Source organism: Kiritimatiellia bacterium (assembly GCA_026417735.1).
GTDB lineage: Bacteria > Verrucomicrobiota > Kiritimatiellia > PWTM01 > PWTM01 > CAACVY01.
Map to the genome: position 1 here is coordinate 17,935 of JAOACR010000011.1, position 20,847 is coordinate 38,781.

The window sequence follows — 20,847 nt, forward strand, 5'->3', positions numbered from 1 at the left end:
GCTCCGAATAGACGGCACGGCCGACCGTGTCAAACCACGCGCAGGGCGTCCCAGCGCCCAATCACGCCGGCAAGGGGCGTGCATGCCACACGCATCGAGGGCGCCGTTCCACCGGCGCCGCGAAGAACTCCATCGGCACCAGACAGGCGCGGTCTCTCGGCTCGCCGAACGCGAGGTTCCTCTCCTCGACAACGGACGGGCGTCAGCGCCTCCTCACGGCGGCAGCGGCACGTGCCCCAATCGCATCGCATCGGCCGCCATCGCCCGCGCACGCCGAATCGTGGCGGTCGCGATCGCGTGCGCCTCCTCGCGCGCGAGTCGACGCCGCGCCACACCCTCCGCCTGCGCCTGCATCGCCACCGCCGCCGCCTCCGCCGGGAACACCTCCCAGTCCTCCATCGTCGGCAGAATCCGGTCCGCCCGTAGCGAGGAACCCACCGACTCCGCCAGCGAACGGGCCGCCGCCAGACACATGCCGTCGGTGATCGTCGTCGCCCGCACGTCGAGCACGCCGCGAAACAGCCCCGGGAAACACAGCGAGTTGTTCACCTGGTTCGGAAAGTCCGACCGTCCCGTCGCAAACACCGCCACCCCCGCCTCCGCCGCCTCCCACGGCCAGATCTCGGGCACCGGATTTGCACACGCAAACACGATCGCCCCCTCCCGCATCCGCCGGACCCATTCCGGCCGGATCGTCCCCGGTCCCGGCGTCGAACAGGCGATCACGACGTCCGCCCCCTCGATCGCTTCCGCGGCGCCCCCTGTCGCTCCGTCCGCGTTGGTCATTTCGCAGAGTCGCCACTTCGCCGCATATTCACCCCGCTGCCGCGCGATATCCGATCGATGCCGGCCGAGGATCCCACCGCGGTCCACGACGCGGCAACGCGCAGGGTCCGCGCCCGCCGCAAATGCGAGCCGCGCCGCCGCCGTGTTGGAGGCGCCCGCGCCGATAAAGGCAATCCGGACCTCCTCCAGCCGCTTGCCGACCACCTTCAACGCGTTGATCAGCCCCGCGAGGATCACGGTCGCGGTGCCCTGCTGGTCGTCGTGCCACACCGGGATCGCCGCTTCTGCCCGCAGCCGATCCAGCACCTCAAAACATTTGGGCTGCGCGATGTCCTCCAAGTTGATCCCACCGAACGATGGCTGCACCGCCAGCACCAACCGAACAAGGCTCTCCGGTTCGTGCACATCCACCACCAGCGGCACCGCATCCACCCCGCCCAGGTACTTGAACAGCAGCGCCTTGCCCTCCATCACCGGCAGCGCAGCGAGCGGACCGATGTCCCCCAGCCCTAGTACGCGGCTCCCGTCGCTGACCACGGCGACAGTGTTCCAGCGGTTCGTATGTTCATCGGCCGCGGCCGGGTCCGCCGCAATCGCCCGGCACGGTGCCGCAACGCCGGGCGAATACCAAATCGCAAAGTCCTCCATGCTGCGGACCGCACACTTGATCCCCGTTTCGATCTTTCCGCGATAAAAAGGATGCAGTCGCATTGCCTGGCGCGCGGGCTCGTCCGCGCGCGCCGCCGCCCCCGGCGGGGGGACGGAACTGGACGGTGTCGTCATGCGTTCGCTCTCCAAAGGATCGTCACCGAAAGCCCACAGTATGCGCGCCTCGCGAACCGCGCGCGAACCGCATCGGCACCGCGGCGCGTGACAACTCAACCGGCTGATGGCATCTTCTCCGCAAAGGCATGCAGGCCATGAACGCGACACGACCGATCGCACCCCGCCGCGGCGTCACGCTGGTCGAAATGCTGGTGATCATCGGCATCATCGCCATCCTGATGATGCTGATTGTGCCCACGCTCGGGCCGGCGCTCGAAAAAGCACGGCAGGCCGCGTGCAGCAATCATCTCACGCAGTGCTACAAGGTCGTGATGCAGTATGCCGCCGACAATGCCGGCCGTCTTCCCCCCGCCAACGCAGACAACCCCGCGACGTTTCATCTCGGCGAAAACGAGATCATCACCGCCTACATGACCCGACAGGGCCTGCCTCCGCTGATCTGGTACTGCCCCTCGTTGATGCGCCAGGACCCCGTCAACCGCGGCCCGCAGAACTGGATGAACCCCAACACCTCCCAGGCCCAGTACAACGAGTTCCGCATCGGCTACGCCTACAATGGCGCGCCCGAAGGCGCGGTCGAAAAATACAAGACCCCCTATCCGCAAAGCAGCACCGATCTCAATGAAAGCATGGTGCTGCTGGCAGACGTTTGCTCCGCCCCGCGCCCCTCGCCGCTGGAGGGCGACAAGGTGCGGTTCTGGCTGACCTTCCCGCACGCCGGCCCCGCTCGCCCCCAGGTCTGCAAGATCTGCACCGGCGGTGGCGGCGTGATCGACAAGCCGCGGCAAACAATGTATCGCACCTACTCCTATATCGCGGCGGTGGACCTCTATTGGTAGCGCGCCCGGAGACCTGTGATGAAGCTGCTCCCCCTCTCACTTCGCCGGCTCGGAACACTGGGCGTGGTCCTGCTGGTGGCGCTCGCCGCCGCGCCGGGGTGCCGGCGCAAGCCGTCCGTCCCGGCCGAAGTCCACCAGGCCGCCGATGCGCTCACCGCCGCCGCGCTGGATGAGGCCGTCGCGCTCGCCGGCGCCGGTGGCGATGTCGTGTTGGTGGACGTGGAGCGGACGCCCGAGCTCACGGATCCATTTTCCGCGCGCGCGATCGCGGGCATTCGCGCGGGGCTGGCAGCACGGGGCCTGACGCTTCGCGCCGAAGAGCGCCTCCCGATCAACCCGCAGATCGAACGCACGGGCGAGGCGCTTCGCAAGAACGACTTTCTAGAGCTGTTGCGGCGTCACGCCTCTGCGAAGCTGGTGGTGTTGTTCGTCCCGCCGCCGCTGCTCGCCGCCGGCGAGATGAGCGCACTGCCGACTCCGCGCCCGAAGATCCTGCTGGTGACCAACTGGCAGGCACCGCAGCTCGCGAAACTGCCGAAGGGGTTGATCCAAGTGGCGATCATCCCGCGGGCGGCCGGTGCCAGTTCCGTCGACTTCACCTCCCAGTTCGAAATTCTCAAGTGAAGCACATGCGGGAGCTCCTCGTGCGCCGGCGCGGCGGCCTCTCCGCAGGATGACCCCGCCGAGCGGGTTGATCGCGCTCCCCCCTGCGCTGCGGTGGAGCGCCCTTGTGTGCGCTGCCGGGCCGCCAGCGCTGGACCACAACCTGGCCCCCTTCTGCCGCGCATGAGGACCAGATGAAATCTGCCGGATTTCTACTGCGACGGCGGAGCAGCGGGTTTCCAGTCGAGGCGGATCTCGCGGAAGGGACCGGTGTCCGGAAGGGTGACCTGCTGCGGCGATGGCCCCTTCGTGAACTTCAAGTTGTCCACCCGCGGCCCCGCACCATTCCACCAGGTCGTCTCGATCCGGACACGGTACTCACCGTCCGGCGCGGGCGTTCCACCCGCCATCAAACCGTCCCAACTGGCCGTGAGGCGACCCCAGTCGGTCCTCGTCGCGCCGGTTACCGCGTCCGGGCCGGCCAGGCGGCCCGCCGCCGCCCGCCACGCCTCCAGCCGCCGCCACTGTTTGCGCCCTTCGACCGCCAGCGTCCGCACCCACCGCCCCTGCGCATCCTCGATCCAGACCGCCACCACGTGGCGCGGCCCGAACCCGGTCGAGTCGCCGCGGATCGTCACGCCGAGCTCCAACGTGCCGCCAGTTGGTGCCGCAAGCGCCACGCGCACGCCCCACAGCAGCAGCGTCACCGCCGCAAACGCCGCTGCATGCTCTCGCATCCGAACACCTCCACCCATTGGACTCAGGCGCGATCCGTGAGCGCGGCGACGCCCGGCAGCTCCTTCCCTTCCAGAAACTCCAGACTCGCGCCGCCGCCGGTGCTAATGTGACTCATCTTGTCGGCCAGACCGCTACGGTTGACCGCGCTGACGCTGTCACCGCCCCCGATGATGCTCAGACACTTCGTCTCCGCGATCGCGCGCGCAATCGCAAAGGTGCCCTTTGCGAACGGCTCCATCTCAAAGCATCCCATCGGGCCGTTCCACACCACCGTCTTCGCGCCCCGAATCACCTCGGAAAACTTGCGGACCGTCTCCGGCCCGATGTCGAGCGCGCGCCAGCCGTCGCGGATGCCGCGCTCGCCGACGATCTCGGTCGCCGCCGCCGCATCGAACTTGTCCGCGATCACGTGGTCGACCGGCAGCAACAACTTCACGTTGGCCGCAGCGGCGCGGTCCAAGAGCTCACGCGCCAGCTCGGTCTTGTCTGCTTCCACTAACGAATCGCCGGTCGGCAGGCCGCGCGCGCGGTAGAACGTGTAGGCCATCGCACCACCGATCAGCAGTGCGTCCACCTTCGTCAACAGGTTCTGGATCACATTCACCTTGTCGCTGACCTTCGCGCCGCCGAGAATCGCCACAAACGGCCGCTCCGGATTGGTGAGCGCGCGGCTCAGGTACTCGATCTCCTTCTCCATCAGGAAACCGGCGACGTTGTACCGGTAGTATTTGCATACCAGCGCGGTCGATGCGTGCGCGCGATGGGCGGATCCGAACGCGTCGTTCACAAACACCTCGCCGTCGCCCAGTTTCGCGAGCTTCTCCGCCAGCTCCGCCTGTTGCTGCTTCGCTTTCGCCTTAGCCGCCTTCGTTTCCTCCTCGGTGGCGGTGTCGGGCAGCTTCACCTTGCCCTCATCGGGATAGAACCGCGTGTTTTCCACCAGCATCACCTCACCGGGCCTCAACGCGCGCGCCATCGCGAGCGTTTCCTCCGCAACGCAGTCCGGCCCGAACTTCACCGGCCGCCCCAGCAGCTCGGCGAGCCGGTCGGCCACCGGCCGCAGCGAGAACGCCGCCTCGAATCCCTTGCCCTTCGGCCGGCCGAGATGGCTCATCAGCACCAACGAGGCGCCGTGGTCCAGAATGTACTGGATGGTCGGTAGCGCGCCGCGGATGCGCGTATCGTCCGCCACGCGGCCATCTTGAATGGGCACATTGAAATCGACCCGCGAGAGCACACGCCGCCCGCGGACATCCACATCGCGAACCGTCAGCTTGTTCATGCCTGTCGCCTCCGTCCGCCGCCCCCCGAAACGCGTCGCGGGATGCCGACGCGCGGCCGGCATCCCGCTTCCGCCGGGGCCGGCAGTCTTAGCGGACCGTCTCCATGTGCAGGATCAGGTCCAGCAGCTTGTTCGAATACCCCCACTCGTTATCGTACCACGCGACCACCTTCACGAACGTCGGATTCAGCATGATGCCGGCGTTCGCGTCGAAAATCGAGGTGCGCGGATCGTGGTTGAAATCGGACGAAACCACCTCATCCTCCGTGTAGCCGAGGATGCCTTTCAGCTCGCCCTCCGACGCCGCCTTCATCGCCGCCTTGATCGCCTCATACGCGCTCGCCGCATCGGGACCCGGCGCCTTCTCGAGACGGCAGGTCAGATCCACCACCGACACGTTCAACGTCGGCACTCGGAATGCCATGCCGGTGAGCTTCCCCTTCAGCGACGGGATCACTTTGCCCACTGCCTTCGCGGCGCCGGTGGAGGAGGGAATGATGTTGCCCGATGCCGCGCGGCCGCCCCGGAAGTCCTTCTTCCCACCCGGGCCGTCCACTGTCTTCTGCGTCGCTGTCGTCGCGTGCACCGTTGTCATCAGCCCCTCGACAATTCCCCAGTTGTCGTGCAGCACCTTCGCAATCGGCGCCAGACAGTTCGTGGTGCAGGAGGCGTTCGACACGATCGCCTCACCTTTGTACGTCTTGTGATTGACCCCCATCACAAACATCGGGGTGTCGTCCTTCGACGGCGCGCTCATCACCACTCGCCGCGCACCGGCCTTCAGATGCGCCTCCGCCTTCGCCTTCTCCAAGAACAGTCCGGTGCACTCCAGCACGTAGTCCGCGCCGACGTCGCCCCAGCGAAGGTTCGCAGGATCCTTCTCCGCGGTGAGCCGGATGCGCTTTCCGTTCACGATCAGTGCGCCCTCCGCCGCCTCGACACTGCCCGCGAACTTGCCATGAAGGCTGTCATACTTGAGCAGGTAGGCCAGCTGCTTCGAGTCGAACAAGTCGTTGATGCCCACCACTTCGACGTCGCCCCGCTCGATCGCGGCGCGAAACGCCAGCCGCCCGATCCGGCCAAACCCGTTGATACCAACCTTGATCGCCATGGTCTTTCGTGCTCCTCTGTTCGCCCTGCCCCCACACCCGCGCTCCGCTGCGGCACGGGGAGACGGGACGCGCAAGAATACCCGGCGAGCCGCTCGCGGTCAAACCCTCCGGCGCCTCAGGGGCCTGCGCCGCACGGCGCTGCAATCTGCAGCGGCACCGGCGGCCGGTGCCGCGGCCAGATCACGCGGAAGTCCGCAAGATTGTACTTCAAATACCGCGCGGCGAGATCAATCTCCGCAAAGGCGAGCGTACCCCATTGCTCGGCGGCCGCCACCACCTCCCCGCGCGGATCCCATACCGCGGTGCGCATCCAACCGTCGCCGCTGTTCATGTAGGTGCTGCTGACGATCCAGACGCGGTTCTCGCATGCGCGCGCGGCCGCCAACAGCGGATCGCAGCCCCATACCGGCCACGCGATGATCTCGGCCCCGCTGTGCGCCAGCGCGCGCGCGACCTCCGGATAAAAACCGTCGTAGCACACCATCATGCCGACCCGGCCAAACCGCGTGTCGAACACCGGGAACGTACCGCCGGGTTCGACGCCCTGCGCGATCTCCTCTTGCGGCAGCGTCACTTTCCGGTAGCGTCCGACGACCTCGCCGTCGGGGCCGATCAGCACCGCGACGTTGTACACAAGAGCGCCTTCGCGCTCCACCAGCCCCGCCACAATGTAGAGATCATGTCGCCGGGCGAGCTCGCCGAAATAACGCGTGGACGGACCGGGGATCGGTTCCGCGCAGTCCGCGATCGTTCTGCCAGTTCCGTAGTACGTCAGCACTTCCGGCAGCACCACCAGATCCGCACCGCGTCGGGCGGCCTCCTCAATCAGCGGTGCAAACTGAGGCGGCTTGTCTGCGGGGTTTCGACCGGCGGATGGTCGCAGATGGACCGCAGCCACGCGCACCGGCCGCCGGGCGGGTGCCGCGGCTGGCTCCAGCTCGACACCACTCCAGCGAACCATCCCCTCCGGCGCCCAGCGCATCTGCAGCTCAATGACGGCGGACGCCGCATTGGAAGGTGCCCAGTAGACGCCGGAGAGCTCCTCCCAACCCGGCTCGTCTGCCGGTCGAGCCGGCCAAGGCGTCTCGGCCGGGGCCTCCGATACCTTGAACGCCCACACCCTTGCCTCCGGCGGAACATCAAAGGAAGCAGCGCGCCCGTCAGCGCCATGCCAGGAGATCCGCGCCATGAGGTTGCGATCGGGATGGGGCAAATTCCGCGCCTGATAGACCGCACGGAAGCGATACCAGCGGCCGCCCGTGATCGGAAAAGCGCGCCGCCACCATCCGTTGACGCCAGTTCGGCCACCACCCGCCAGCACCCAGACCTGGCCGCGCCGATAACCCCCAGTGGGCGCAAACGAGAAGATCGGTGCGATTTCTGCACGGGCGGCAATCGCAGTCCAGCCGCCGGCCTCCGCGCCGGGCGCGACAACGTCCGCAGATTGTGCGCTCGCAGCCACAGCGGCGGTGAATCCGAACCAAAGAGCACGCCAGAACACCCGGCCTCCCGATCGTCCCCCCTCGTCTGTTCGCATGATCGATGCCTTCATTGATCGGCTCCCATCGGTTCACAGCACACCGGCGGACAACGGCTGCCGGACACGCAATCCGTCCGAACTAAGACATTGGGCGTCCTCACGCCCAATGCCGACTGTAGTGCATTCGTCCGCCCTTTGCCGCCCGATCCGGCCGCCAAACTCTGCAGTCTCACTGACTCAAGCAGCCCGAAGCCGCGCTCATGGCCGGCCTTGTGCAGGCGAGCGAAACACACCTGTGCGCGAGTCGCTTTCAGGTATCGCGCGTGCCGGAAGGTCGCGGGTGCCCCCCTTGGAGAGCGCAACCACCGCCCCTCGGACTCACCGATGGGTTGATCGCCCATCGGAGGGGCAAACTCCCGCCTGGCCAATCAGTGCGAACCACGGGCAACCGGGTGGTTACGCGGCGGAAGACGAATCGGTCGGCGTCGAAGCCGCCCCTCCTCTACGTGCAGGCATGACGGCAAGGGAGCTGCACACGGCGCGTCTGGAGGACCGCGTCCACGCGGGCCGTGAAGGCGAATGCCACGGAATCACGAACATGCGAGCGGGCCAGTCGCGAGCCGCCACCCTCCCGCGCGGGCAACCGGAGGGGTACACTCCGAGGAGAACGGTCACTGCGAAGAGCGGGCAACGTCGAATGCTGACCAATGAGCGGGCGATCCTTGGGTACGGCGGGCTACTCCCACCCTCGCGGATGGATTCACCGCCTGCCGGAACACGCGGTCCGATGCGCTCGAAATCGGACGCGCGCACCGGTGCTCCTCACCGGCTCAATAGAAGCCGTAGGTGCGAGTTTTCTGGTTGTTGCCCTCGCTCTTTTCGGCCACCGCGCCGTCCGCGTCAATAAACGCGCGGAAGGTATAGGTGCCTTTCGCGGTCGGCGCCACCAGGCCGGGGAACTCAATCGTGCGGCTCTCGCCCTTGGCCATCACGCCGACACTCACCGACGCGTCCGAGACTTCGCCCGGAACCGCGGCGGCAGGCTTGTGGATCCAGACCGCCAGCCGGCCGGGCGCGCCGGCGGCGCCCGCATTTTCAATCGTCACGCGCGCGGTGAACGTACCGCCGCGCGTCAGCGGGTCCGGCACGAAGGCGATGCTGTTGACCTTGAAGTCCGGCGGTTCGACGTACCCACCACCTCCCGACGGCGGCGGGCTTGATGTGCCCGGCACCGCGGCAGAGGCCTGATCGTCCTCACCCGGCAGGCCGTTGTTCGGCGTCGAATCCGGATCCGCAATGCCCGCCGATACAACCTCGGCGGTGTTCGTCACCGTCCCGCTCACCCGGCGGTCCACCTCGATGTGAAGCGTCGCAGAGCGGCCGGGTGGCAGGCTGCCGACAATCCACAGGCCGTTGGAGGGGTTGTACGCGCCGGCGCTCGCGGTCGAGCCCAGATACCGCAGCTCGGACGGCAGCAGGTCCGCAACCGCAACGAGCGGCGCGGTGGCGGGGCCGCCGTTCGCAACGGTCAATCGGAACGTGTGCTGCGCCTCGAGCGCCGAGCGGTTGAACCAGGCTTCGATCGTGAAGCTCGTCGTGTCCAAATGCAGGCTGGCGCTGTCTGGAATCACGATCTTGTCCGACGTGCCGTTGAACCGGTACGCGGGGCCCGCCAGCCCCAGCTCGGTGCGCGAGGCCCCGTACGCGGTGCCGTGGTTCGCGAACGCGGTGGAGTCCTGCACCGGCCCGACGAGCTCGTCAAAGTGCTGGACCAACACGAAGTCGCCGTCCCAAACCGCGGAGGGGTTCGCGAGCGACAGGGCGCCGGGGTTGCCGTACTGCAGCAGGAACGGCATGTCCATACCCGCCTGCAACAGCGGCAGCGCGACCCACGCCGTCAGGCGGCCGGTCGTCGCGTCGAACAGCTCGATCTCAAACGGCAGCACCTCACCGCTCGGCAGCGTGAAGACCAGATCCGATCCATCCGCCTTCGCCACCTGCAGTGCCGCGTTCGTTAGCTGCACCAGCACCGGGAACTGCGCAAGGGTACCGGCCACCTGCGCGCCGCGCACGGTGATCGGCAGCTGCCGCGCATAGCCCGGCAGCGTACCCGGCTGCTCCGGCCCCACCTGGACGAACTCGCCCGCCCGTGCGATCGAACGCCAGGTCGTCAACAGCCACGCGGTCGACCGCGCCCGCTTCGAGATCCGAACTTCATCCATCCGCCCGCCGAACCAGTGGCTGTTGCCGAGATAGGCCCCGAGGATCAACGGCGCGGTAGAGTGGTCGATCGTTCCCGACGCGGTGCGCGTCGCGACGACCACGCCATCCACGAGGATTTCGAGTTTGTGCGGACCCCAGGCCGCCGGGCCACGGGTGAGCCGGCCGACCACATGGTGCCAGCCGCGGGTGATCTCTATGCCGCTCTTCAGGTTACCTGGCCCCCACACATCGAAGCTCGGCTCGTTGTGTTCGAGGCGCAGCCAGTAATCGCCGTCGACAAACTGCTCGCCCTTCGAAATCGGGATGCACCACTGCACCGGCGGCACGAGGTTCGTCACGACCTCCTTCCGCAGCGAGAGGTCCGCGCCGCTCGGCGCAACGACGACCACCGCCGCATCGTCCTGCGCGCTGACGGTGGTCGGGCCGTACTGCCCGGTCGCCGTTGCGACGTTCACCACATCCGCCTGCACGTTCAGCGCGGTCTTCGTCAACACCGCCTGGCCACCGACCGGCAGCGACGCCACCGTGCCCACCGTCCCGAGCTTGTCGTCGGTGACGGTCACGTTGCTCAGCGGCACGTTGCCGATGTTGCGGACGGTGTACGAATAGGTCACGTTCGCGCCGGCCTCGACGCTCAGCACCGCCCCGTCCGCGGCCCCCAGCGCAATCTTCACCACCTGGATCGCGGGCGCCGGATCGGTAACGCGCACCACCGCATCATCCCGCGCGGTGAGGGTCTGCGCTCCATACTGCGCGGTGACGGCGACGACGTTCGTCACGTCAGCCGTGGCGCTGTCCAGCCGCGCGGTCCAACTGAGGCTGCCGCCGGCCGGCAGCGAGGGCACGGAGCCGACCGCGCCAAGCTTGTCGTCGGTCGCAACGATGTTCGTCAGCGCCACGTTGCCGGTGTTACGCACCGTGTAGATGTAGGTCACCGGCGATCCGTTCACCACCGTGAGCACCGCGCCGTCCGCCGCCCCCACCGCAATCTTCACGACCGACAGTCCCGGCGTCGGCGGTGGTGGCACCGCGATGTGCACGATCGCATCGTCTGTCGCGCTCACCGGCCCGGTGTCGCACGGCAGCTCGACACCTCCCGGCCCGACCGGTCGCGCAGTGACGCTGCCCACATTCGTGACCGCTTCCGAAACCGACGCGACCGTCGCGGTCAGCGTCACACTCGCGTTGGGCGCCAGCGGCCCCAGAATCGTGCCGATCGAGCCCAGCCGGCTGTCAGTGACGGCGATGTCCGCCAGATGCGCCGAGCCGGTGTTGCGAACCTGATAGGTGTACACCACCGGATCGCCAGCCGGGATGGTCAGGATCTGCCCGTCTGCAGCCGCACCGGCGCGAACGATCAACTGCACCCGGGCCAGCGCTCCGGTCGGCCCCGGCACCACCACGGAGGCCAGATCGTCCTCACCCGGCGCGCGGTTGTTGGGCGTCGAGTCCGGGTCCGGTGTCTGCTGCGCCGCGACCTCGGCGAGATTCGTCAGCGGTCCGCAGCCGCGGGCGCTGGCCGCGATCCACAGCGTCGCAGTTTCGCCAACGCCGAGCGTGCCGATCGTCCAGAGCCCCGGCGGCTCCGCGTAAACGCCGCGCGTCGCCGTCGCGCTGACGAGGCGGAACGCCGGCGCCAGCGGGTCGGCAATCACGACCCCATCGGCCGGATCAGGTCCGTCGTTGCGGACGGTGAGCTGGAACAAGTAGTCCGCCGCCACCGCGCGTCGGCTGACCCACAGCTCAATCGTGAAATCGGTGCTGTTCAACTGGAGCGTCGGGTGGTCCGGAATCGTGATCTTGTCGTCCAGGCCGTCGAACGCGAACGCGCCGTCCGTGATGCCCCACGGCGTCGGCGTGGCGCCGGAAACGACACCGTGGTTGCCGTTCGTGGTTGAGTCGCGGACCGGGCCGGAGGCCTCGTTCAGGTGTTGCACCATCATGAAGCCGTCGTCCCAGACCGCGCTGGGCGCGTACGCGGGCGGCGGCGGGCTCGAATGGCCGTAGTGGATCACGAAATCGGTCGGCGTGCCCGACGCGAGCAGCGGCAGGCGGACCCACGCGACGAGCCGGCCGCTGTCGCGCGAGAAGAGCTCGATCTCGTGTGCAAGCGGCGTGCCGTCCGGCAACGTGAAGGAGATGTCAGCACCGTCGGGCCGTTGCACCTTTGTCATCAGGAACGGATCGGTCAAGCTCACCAGCACCGGGAAGTTCGTCAGCGGCGAGCTAACGAGCGCACCGTTCACGGTCAACACCCGGCGGTGCGCATAGCCCGGCAGCGAGCCCGGCTGCTCGGCTCCGAGCGCGACGAACGCCGCCGGGTCGCGCTGCTGCGCCACCGTCGCGCGCAGCCATGCATCGCTGCGCGCGCCGCGCGATAGCCGCACCTCGTCCATCAGCCCTGCGAACCAGTAACTGTTGCCCAGGTACGCACCCAGCACCAGCGGTGCGGTGGAAGGATCCGTCGTACCGGTGGCAGTTCGTGTCGCGACGACGACCCCATCCACCAGAATCTCCATCGTGTGCGGACCCCACGAATTGGGGCCTCGGCGGAACCGGCCGGCGAGGTGATGCCAGCCCTTCGAGATGTTCACACCGCTCTTCAGGTTGCCCGGTCCCCACACGTCGAAACTCGGCTGGTCATATTCGAGACGCAGCCAGTAGTCGCCGTCCACGAACTGCTGACCCTTGGAGAGCGGAATCGTCCACTTGTTCGGATACTCGGCGATGGGCTGCCGCTGCTTCGTCAGCGACACGTCCGCGGAGCGCGGCACGATGCCGAGGTCCCAGCTGGGATCGTGCTGGCCCCAGCTCAGCGTGATCGGCCCGGTGCGGCCGGTGTTCACGTCCGCGTCGCTGTCCGTCGGATCGGGACCGCCGATCGGACCGCGGACGGTCGGCTTGTACTGCGCGGGCAACGTCGAGAGGTCGAACTCGACCTCGTACGTTCCTGCCTGCAGCAGATCGAAGCGGTACAGACCGTTCACGTCGGTCACCGTCGAGGCGATCGGCACACCGCCCTGCAGCAGCACCACGCGCACCCCCGGCACGCCGGGCTCGCCCGCGTCCTGCACACCGTTCTGGTTCACGTCGAACCACACGAAGTCGCCCAGCGAGGCCGGCTGCCAGATGCCGGCGTCCCAGGTCAGATCGTTTTCACCCGGCTCCAGCGTCGTCACGATCGTGCGACCGGTAGAGGGGTCGGCGTCGCTGTCCTGCGCGTCATTGCCGCCCTGGTCGCGCGCGCTGAACGCGTAGCCCGGCGGCAGCGTGAAGCCCACCGAGTAGTCACCCGGCGTCAACTCGCTGAAGAGGTAGTTCCCGTTCGCATCGGTGGTGGTGGTGGCCACCACGTTGCTGTTCGCGTCGTACAACCGCACCGTGACGCCGGGCACGCCGGGCTCACCTGCGTCCTGCACACCGTTCGCATTGAGATCGTGCCACACCCGGTCGCCGAGCGAGGCCGGCCGCAGATAGAGACCCGCATCCCACGTGCGGTCCGTCTCGCCCGGGTCCAGCCGTGTCAGAATGGTCCGGCCGGTGGTCACGTCGGCATCGCTGTCCTTCGCATCGTCGCCACCCTGGTCGCGCGGGCTGAACGCATAGCCCGGCGGCGGCGTGAAGCCGAGGGAGTAGTCGCCCGGCACGAGCTGATCGAAGAGATAGTTCCCGCTCCCATCGGTGGTGGTGGTGGCCACCACGTTGCCGCTGCCGTCATACAGCGTCACCGTCACGCCCGGGATCCCAGGCTCGCCCGGATCCTGCACGCCGTCGCGGTCCGTATCGAGCCACACCCGGTCCCCGATCGCCGCCGGCCGCCAGAGGCCCGCGTCCCAGCTGCGGTCGTACTCTCCGGCCTCCAGGTTCGTCAGAACCGTCCGGCCGGTGGAGGTGTCCGCGTCGCTATCGCGCGCGTCATCGCCGCCCTGATCGCGCAGCGTAAACGCGTAACCGGCCGGCAGCACAAATCCCACCGAGTAGTCGCCCGGCATCAGGCCTTCGAAGAGGTAGAGGCCGCTCGCGTCGGTGGTGTTGGTGGCGACGGGCGCGCCGAGCGCGTTGTAGAGCACCACCGTAACGCCCGGCACCCCGGACTCGCCCGCGTCCTGCACGCCATTGCGGTTCACGTCATACCACACCCGGTCGCCGATCGCGGCCAGCGGCATCACCACCGCCGGGTCATTCGAGCGGACCGGCGGCGCGCCGGGAATTTCGCGCCCCTGCGGATCCGCCGGGTGGCCCACCACCGAGCCGATGTTCGTGACCCCCGCCGAGAGCGGGCCGGACACCTTGGTCAACACCGAGGTGGCCCCCGGCATGAGCGGGCCGGCAATCGTCCCCACCACGCCAAGCCGGTCATCTGTCACCGTCAGCCGCACCAGCGGAAGTTCGCCGGTGTTGATCACCACGTACCGGTACGTCACCGCCGTTCCGGGCACGAACCAGTGCACCCCGCCGTCCGGCGCGGTGCCCGCAGTCTTCATAATCTTCACCGCCGTCGGCGGCAGCCAGAGACCAAGGTCCCAGCTCAGGTCGGTCTCCTCCTGCGCCAGCCAGGTGATCGGCGTGAAGCCGGTCGCCGCATCCACATCCGAGTCCACCTCATCATCGCCGCCCTGGTCACGCGGGCTGACCGTGTAGGCGGACGGAATCTCAAACACGGCGTAGTAGTTGCCGCGGTCCAGGTTCGGGAACACGTAGTAGCCGGGCTGGCCGTAGAAATCGTCCGCGGTGACAGTGAACCCAACGTAGCGGTCCTCGTTCGTGTTGATGATGCCGTCCGGGAAACCGCCCGGTCCGCTGTCCTCGTAGAACCGCACGCGGATGCCATTCACGCCGACCTCGCCGGGGTCCTGGATGCCGTTCTTGTTCAGATCAAACCAGACGCGGTTCCCATAGACCGCGTTCGTATCCGGCCGCACCCAGATGCCGACTTTGATCGGTTCCGACGGCAGCAGCTTCGATCCGGTGTCCACTCGCGTGCCGGAATACCCGAACGAGTTCCACGCCACGCGGCCGTCGGTCGGCGTTCCCACCGGCGAGCGCATTGGCCAGGAGAGCTCAAACTCCTGCCCCGGCTGAATCACGATGTTAGTGAACACGAACAGCAGCGAGCGGGCGTCGGTGATCGTCGCCGGCGGATTTGTGCTCCAGCCGGGGGGCATCGAGCCCGGCGGGCCAGACGGCACAAAGTCGGGCCGCGCCGGATTCATCTCGCGGCTGTAATAGACGACGACACCCGTCGGCGCCACCACCGGGCCTGCCAGCGCGGCTTTCCACTGCGTGTCGCGAGCGGAGAGGTCAATCACGCCGGTGTCGCCAATCGCCGGCAGGATATCGAGCACCTGCACGTCTCGAATCGGCACGTTGCCGGTGTTCTTCACAATCAGCCGGTAGTCGGCCCGCCCTCCCGGCACCGTCATGCCGGCGTCCGGATATCTGGACCAGTCGCTGTCGAGCTCGCCGCGGACCCATTTCACCGAATCCATCGAGGCCCGCGCGCGGATGGTGACGGTCGCCCGCCGATAGTACACGGTCTCGGTTTTGTTGCCGTCACTGTCGAGGTCAAAGGTGTCCGGCGTGCCGGTCAGGTTGGCGTTGTCCAGCGCGCTGTTCGCCCATTGCGCGAGCGTCGCATCGTTGGTGACGGTGCCATAGAGTGCGCCGGAGGGAATCCGCGCCCGGAACCGCAACTCGATGAAGCTGTTGATCGGCAGCGAATACGCGGAAGCGCCCGTCCACTTCCACCGCAAAAGCATTCGACCGCTCCCCCCGTGGTTCGGGACCGTTTCGAACACCGGATCCGGTGCGCCCGCCGGCTTGCTGACAATCGTATAGCTGCCGACCTCGTACACGAGACGCGGATCCAGTAGATCGGCGAGCACCGGATTGACCAGCGGCTCTGCGGCCTCCGATCGGTTGGTCAACCGAATCGTGAAGGTCGCGGTGTCGCCATCGTTGTACGTCGAGTTGTCCGCGCTTTTCGTTATCTCTGCCACAGGCCGCTGCGTCAGCACCGGCAGCGTCGCCACCGCGACACGGCTGGTCGCAGTACCCAACGGCGCCTCGTATGAGAGCCGCGCGGTGTTCGTGATCACCGTGCCGGCAGTAACGGGTTGCCCATCCCGATTCGTCGCGAGAATCGTCGAAGCAAACTGCAGACTTCCAATCGAATATCCAGGCGGCAGAGTGCCGAAGTTCCACATGATCGCCGTCACATCCTCGCCCGGCCCCAGTCCAAGGCTCGATACCGCAATCGTCACCGAGGAGGTGCCCGGATAAGGATTGCCCGGCGCCGGCAGCCAGGTGCTGCCACCAGTTTTCATGTAGAACACGCTGATCGGACTGTGCAATCCGGGCGGCGTACCGCTCGGCTGACCCACATTGATCGAGGTCACTCGAACTTCCCGCGGAATCGCATCCGTCACGACCACATTGTGTATCGGCATGGTGCCGGTGTTCTGCAGCGTGAAGGTCCAGTTCTTTGCAACCGGCTTACCTTCATACACGTAGCTCTGATTGACACCTTTCGAGAACGACGAGGACGCCTGAGCCAGCGCGGCCGTATGAACCGCGATCGCCGTCAGATTGGTCGGCGGCCGGCCCAACGGCGTCACTGTGGCGGAGACCTGGTTGGTGATCCGCGCACCCAGCGGAAACGCTCCGGATGGATACCGCACTGTCAGTGTTCGCGAAAGCGAAGATCCCGCGCTGAGAGTTGCAGCCGTCCACGTGACCATCTGGGGGGGGCCGGCGCTGTACATGCCTCCACCGCTCGCCGCCACAAACACGGCGCCGGAAGGCAGCGCATCCACTAGTGTCACGTTGGTGAGATTGAGCGATCCCACTGTCTGATTGTTGTTCAGCGTGATCGTGTAGGTCACGTTCTCGTCCAGCGGCACTGTCCCCCCCGCCAGAGTTTTCGACAACGTCGCCCGGTTGGTCGCCAGCGCGGTAATCGTCACCGGTGGAGCGGTCGCGGGCGGCGCATTACTGGAACTCATTGTCGCTGTGTTGGTGGCAATCGTACCGGATAGGGTGGAACCGGGTGTGAAACGCACCTGCACCTCAATCTCGCCCGTGCTTCCTGCCGGCAGCGGGTTGATGAAGCGAATGCGCAGCAGCCGGTTGGATGCGGTGTACGTATAGGAGTCCACATGGACGGTACCGGTCAATCCTTGAAACTCAAGGCCCGGAGGCAACACATCGTCGAGGATCACACCGTGAAAGTTGGTCACAGTGCTCGCAGCCCGGTATCGCAGGATGTAGGCAAACGATTGACCCGTGGGAACCGTCGTCAGCCCATCCTTTACCAGCTTGGTGATCTCGAGGCCCGTTTGTGCGCTGCTGGTTAGCGCCAACGCTCCAATCGCCGCCGTAACGCGGATACGCCACCCCACCGCGGCGCCGCAGCCCACTCCCCGCGCCGTCCCCTCGTTCTTCAGCTCCAGTGTTTGCATGCTGTCCTCTCCTCGCGGCGGTCGCCCGCAGCGCGGCTCTTCAACGCCTCTGGCCCCTCTATGAAACAGTCGAAGCAGTTTCCGTGCCTCCGGACCAGGCTCGGGCTTGAGAGTTCAATCTTCCCACTCCACAGATCACCTGTCAAATATTTCGGAGCAAAATTTTTCAACGAGAAGCTTCCCGCTCCGCAGCCATTGACCATTTCTGCAAAACTGGCAATCTAAAACGCCGTTCGCGATCCCAATCGATGGGCAGCCGCAACCTCATGGCAAGGTGACGCGAATGCGAAAGAACAGCGGTGCGCCAACATTTTCAGGCACCTCCACGACCCACTCGCCACCGGTACCGGGACGGTTAGTCTGGGCAGTCCACGAGGCGGCGGCCAGACTGACGCAGAGCTCCAAATGGTATCTGCGCTGCAACGAGGTGGGATTGAGCGACAGTCTCCAGCCAACCGGCGCGCGAGAAATCTGCAGACGTGGAATCGCGCTCTGCGCATTCGTCGGCGAAGTGTCCGCAATGAATTCCGCCCAGTTCGCATCGCCATCGCCATCAGAATCCTCCCCTTCGAGCTCCGTCCACGTTTGCGGCGGCGTCGGCAGCAGCCCATGCTGAGCAAACCACTCCAGCGGAACCTGCCGCGCCGTGTGGAACTCTGCGAGCACCTGGAACGAGTTGGTCACGGGGCCGTCGCGCCTTGGATTGTCCACCCGCCCGTCGCTCCAACGGTGGAACTGCGCGCCTGCCGGCGCCACGGCCAGCACCGGAGTGCCTGTGGTCGCGTGAGGGATCGACTGCGTCGCCACTCCTGAAATTGAACCACTTACGCTGACCCCATACCGGACCACGTAAACGTTCGTCCCAAACAGAGCGATCAGTGTCCGATGGCGATCGGCTTCGAACGCAATGACCGGATTGGTCGCAACGGCGGCGCCGTTTTCGGTCCACCTGCGGAAGTGGTAGCCGTAAGAGGGCGTTGCATTCAATTGTACCGTGTCGCCGGGCAAATACCGCCCTGCGCCGGCGACAGAGCCTGCATTCGAATCGTTCGGCGACGCAGCGATATCGAAAAAGGAAGCCAGCTTCGCCAGGTAGGCGGACGGACGGCCCCCGGCCAGCCCGAAGGCACCGCCCACCAGGATGCCTCCATTGCCGTCCGATGCCAGCGCGTAGACATAGAGGGCGGTGAAGTCAGGCGCACCAAAGGGGGCTTCATCTTGAACGCCCGACCCCCGTCCCGACCACTGCAAACCATCCCATCGCGCGATGTTGTTCGCCGGGACACCGCCGGCCTCGGAAAACTGCCCTCCCGCGTATAGCGCCCCAGATGGACAGCGGCGCAACGCGAACACCCCGTCACCCTCAATCCCCGCTCCCAGCGCCTGCCAGACGCCGTCACGCCAGAGCGCCACCCGCTCCGCCGGCTGTCCGCCCGCCTGCGAAAACTTCCCCGCCACAACAAGCCCTCCGCCCGGTGCGCGTTCGATCGCCCAGACCTCGCCGTCCAGTCCGCCTCCGACCGGCGCCCACTGCACGCCATTCCAACGGGCGATCCGGTTTGCCGCCGTCCCACCCGCGGTCGTGAAACTCCCCCCCGCATACAGGTCGCCATTGTCATCCACAAAAAGGGTATACACCGGCCCGTTCATCCCCGTTCCGAGCGGCCGCCATCGCGTGCCATCCCATTCCGCCACGCGCGCCGCATTCGTGCCGCCTGCCGTTGTAAACACCCCCCCGGCGTAGAGCCGGTTGGTCGCCGGCACCGCCAGCGCATACACCGCGCCGTTCATTCCGCTGCCGAGCGCGCGCCACCCTCCCCCCTCGAGCACCGCGACACGGTTGACGCTCGCCGTGCCGGAAGCCAAGAAGTCCCCCCCCGCATACAGTCGCCGGTCGGCCCCCATCGCCAGAGCGTACACCCAGCCATCGAACCCCTCGCCCACCGGGCTCCACACGCCCCCCGACCACTTCGCCACATGCCGAACCCGCCGCTCGTCCAGCACCTGAAACCCACCTCCCGCGAACACATCCAGACTCACCGGATCGGTCACCAACGTCAGCACTGGCCCATCAAAACCCGTCCCGAACGGAACCCAGTCTGTGCCGTTTCTCACCATCACGTGCGGCATGAACACACCGTCGGCGCTGCGGAAGGGACCCGCCGCATGCAGCCGGCCGGTGAGCGGACAGACCGCCAACGCATGCACCGGATCGTCACACTGCGCCACCGTGTTCCACTGCACGCCGTCCCAGACCGCAATGACACCGGAACCCGGCGCCATCCCCCCGCCGAGCCAGAGACGGCCGTCCAACCCCACCGCAACCGCCCGCACCGTCGCCGGCGCCCCACCCCCGATCGCCGACCAGCCCGTCTGGTTCCACCGCGCCACACGGTTGGCCGCCGCACCGCCTGCGCTCGTAAACTCGCCACCCGCCACAAGATGTCCGTTCGTATCCAGCACGAGCGCCCGCACGGGCCCGTTCATCCCGCTCCCCAACGAACTCCACGACGTCCCGTTCCACCGCGCCACCCGCGCCGCAGCGACGCCACCAATGTTCGTGAACGCCCCGCCCGCATACAGTGTACCGTCCGCCGCCACCACCAGTGCCCAAACTTCCGCACCAGCGGTGCCAATCGTCGTCCACGCGACGCCATTCCACATCGAGACCGACGCCGGAGTGCCATGCGCTGCAAACACGCGTCCGAGCCCGTCCACCGCGATCGCATGCACCGCGCCCGAGACCCCGGCGCCCAGCGCCTCCCACATCGCGCCATTCCATCGCGCAATGCCGTTTGCAGAGACGCCGCCGGCGCTGGTCAGTGCCCCCCCCACCAGCAGCCGCCCCTGCCCGTCGAGCGCAACTGCCCGGATCTCCCCATTCACACCGCTTCCCAGCGGCTGCCACCGGCCCCCCTCCCAACGGGCCACCCGGCTGACGCTCTCATTACCAATGAGCGTGAAACTTCCGCCGATGAACACCGTGCCGTCCGCCGCGACCGCAACTCCGTTCACCGGTCCGTTGATGTCGGGACGTATCGGCCCCCCGAGCGGCGTCCAGTGTTCATCGCGAAAACCGGCCATCGCCCCGAGCGCGCCCCACAACGCGCCCGCGAGCGCGGCTCTCCACCATGCCCGCTCCCCCAACATCAATCCTCTCTTTCGCGCTACCGATTCGACTCGCATGCGCAACATACGCCCATCGGCCACCGACTGCAATGCCCCCCCTGCAGCTGCATCTTCAGCTTGACCGGGCACCGGCGACGCAATAGATTCGTGGCTTAGCACGGACCTCGCGCGTGTGGGGCGCGCTTGGGAAAGGGGTGACCGCTACTGTGACGGAAGTCAAGGTTCGTAAAGGCGAAACCATTGATAAGGCGATCCGGCGGCTCAAGAAAAAGCTCGACCGGGAAGGTGTGCTGCGCGAACTTCGCGCCCGGCGGCACTACGAGAAGCCGTCGGAGCAGCGCCGGCGCAAGGCCGCACGGGCCCGGAGCCGGGCCGCCGCCGCTGCAAACGCCGCAAAGTAAGCTGTCGG

The 20,847-nt window shown here is 67.0% G+C and carries 10 protein-coding genes; 3 read left to right on the forward strand and 7 right to left on the reverse strand.

Annotated features, from left to right (window positions below; all coding sequences use genetic code 11):
• Window positions 1–213: 213 nt before the first annotated feature.
• Entirely contained in the window at window positions 214–1,569 is a 1,356-nt protein-coding gene (locus N2652_06475; protein MCX7818834.1) for an NADP-dependent malic enzyme, read from the reverse strand.
• A 137-nt stretch (window positions 1,570–1,706) separates the two neighbouring features.
• Here N2652_06475 and N2652_06480 point away from each other — a divergent pair, with 137 nt between their 5' ends.
• Together N2652_06480 and N2652_06485 are read left to right on the forward strand one after the other, a co-directional pair.
• Complete coding sequence (locus N2652_06480) at window positions 1,707–2,411, forward strand: type II secretion system GspH family protein (GenBank protein ID MCX7818835.1); 705 nt, start codon at window positions 1,707–1,709, stop codon at window positions 2,409–2,411.
• Between the two features lie 18 nt (window positions 2,412–2,429).
• A complete protein-coding gene (locus N2652_06485) occupies window positions 2,430–3,035 on the forward strand; it encodes a hypothetical protein (GenBank protein ID MCX7818836.1) in 606 nt (201 codons plus the stop codon).
• A 191-nt stretch (window positions 3,036–3,226) separates the two neighbouring features.
• On the opposite strand, the gene N2652_06490 is transcribed toward N2652_06485, so the two are convergent.
• From N2652_06490 to N2652_06515, 6 genes are all read right to left on the reverse strand, one after another.
• A complete protein-coding gene (locus tag N2652_06490; protein MCX7818837.1) occupies window positions 3,227–3,751 on the reverse strand; it encodes a DUF2271 domain-containing protein in 525 nt (174 codons plus the stop codon).
• 23 nt (window positions 3,752–3,774) lie between these two features.
• A complete protein-coding gene (locus N2652_06495) occupies window positions 3,775–5,034 on the reverse strand; it encodes a phosphoglycerate kinase (GenBank protein MCX7818838.1) in 1,260 nt (419 codons plus the stop codon).
• Window positions 5,035–5,122: 88 nt separating this feature from the next.
• Entirely contained in the window at window positions 5,123–6,145 is a 1,023-nt protein-coding gene (gene gap, locus N2652_06500) for a type I glyceraldehyde-3-phosphate dehydrogenase (GenBank protein MCX7818839.1), read from the reverse strand.
• A 116-nt stretch (window positions 6,146–6,261) separates the two neighbouring features.
• Window positions 6,262–7,698 (reverse strand): carbon-nitrogen hydrolase family protein, encoded by a 1,437-nt coding sequence (locus N2652_06505; GenBank protein MCX7818840.1) that lies wholly within the window; start codon window positions 7,696–7,698, stop codon window positions 6,262–6,264.
• 758 nt (window positions 7,699–8,456) lie between these two features.
• Window positions 8,457–17,309 (reverse strand): DUF2341 domain-containing protein, encoded by an 8,853-nt coding sequence (locus N2652_06510; GenBank protein MCX7818841.1) that lies wholly within the window; start codon window positions 17,307–17,309, stop codon window positions 8,457–8,459.
• A 264-nt stretch (window positions 17,310–17,573) separates the two neighbouring features.
• Window positions 17,574–20,459 (reverse strand): hypothetical protein, encoded by a 2,886-nt coding sequence (locus N2652_06515; GenBank protein MCX7818842.1) that lies wholly within the window; start codon window positions 20,457–20,459, stop codon window positions 17,574–17,576.
• A gap of 185 nt (window positions 20,460–20,644) precedes the next feature.
• On the opposite strand from N2652_06515, the gene rpsU reads away from it, so the two are divergent.
• Window positions 20,645–20,839, forward strand: coding sequence for a 30S ribosomal protein S21 (gene rpsU, locus N2652_06520; GenBank protein ID MCX7818843.1), 195 nt, complete (start codon window positions 20,645–20,647; stop codon window positions 20,837–20,839).
• Window positions 20,840–20,847: the final 8 nt, after the last annotated feature.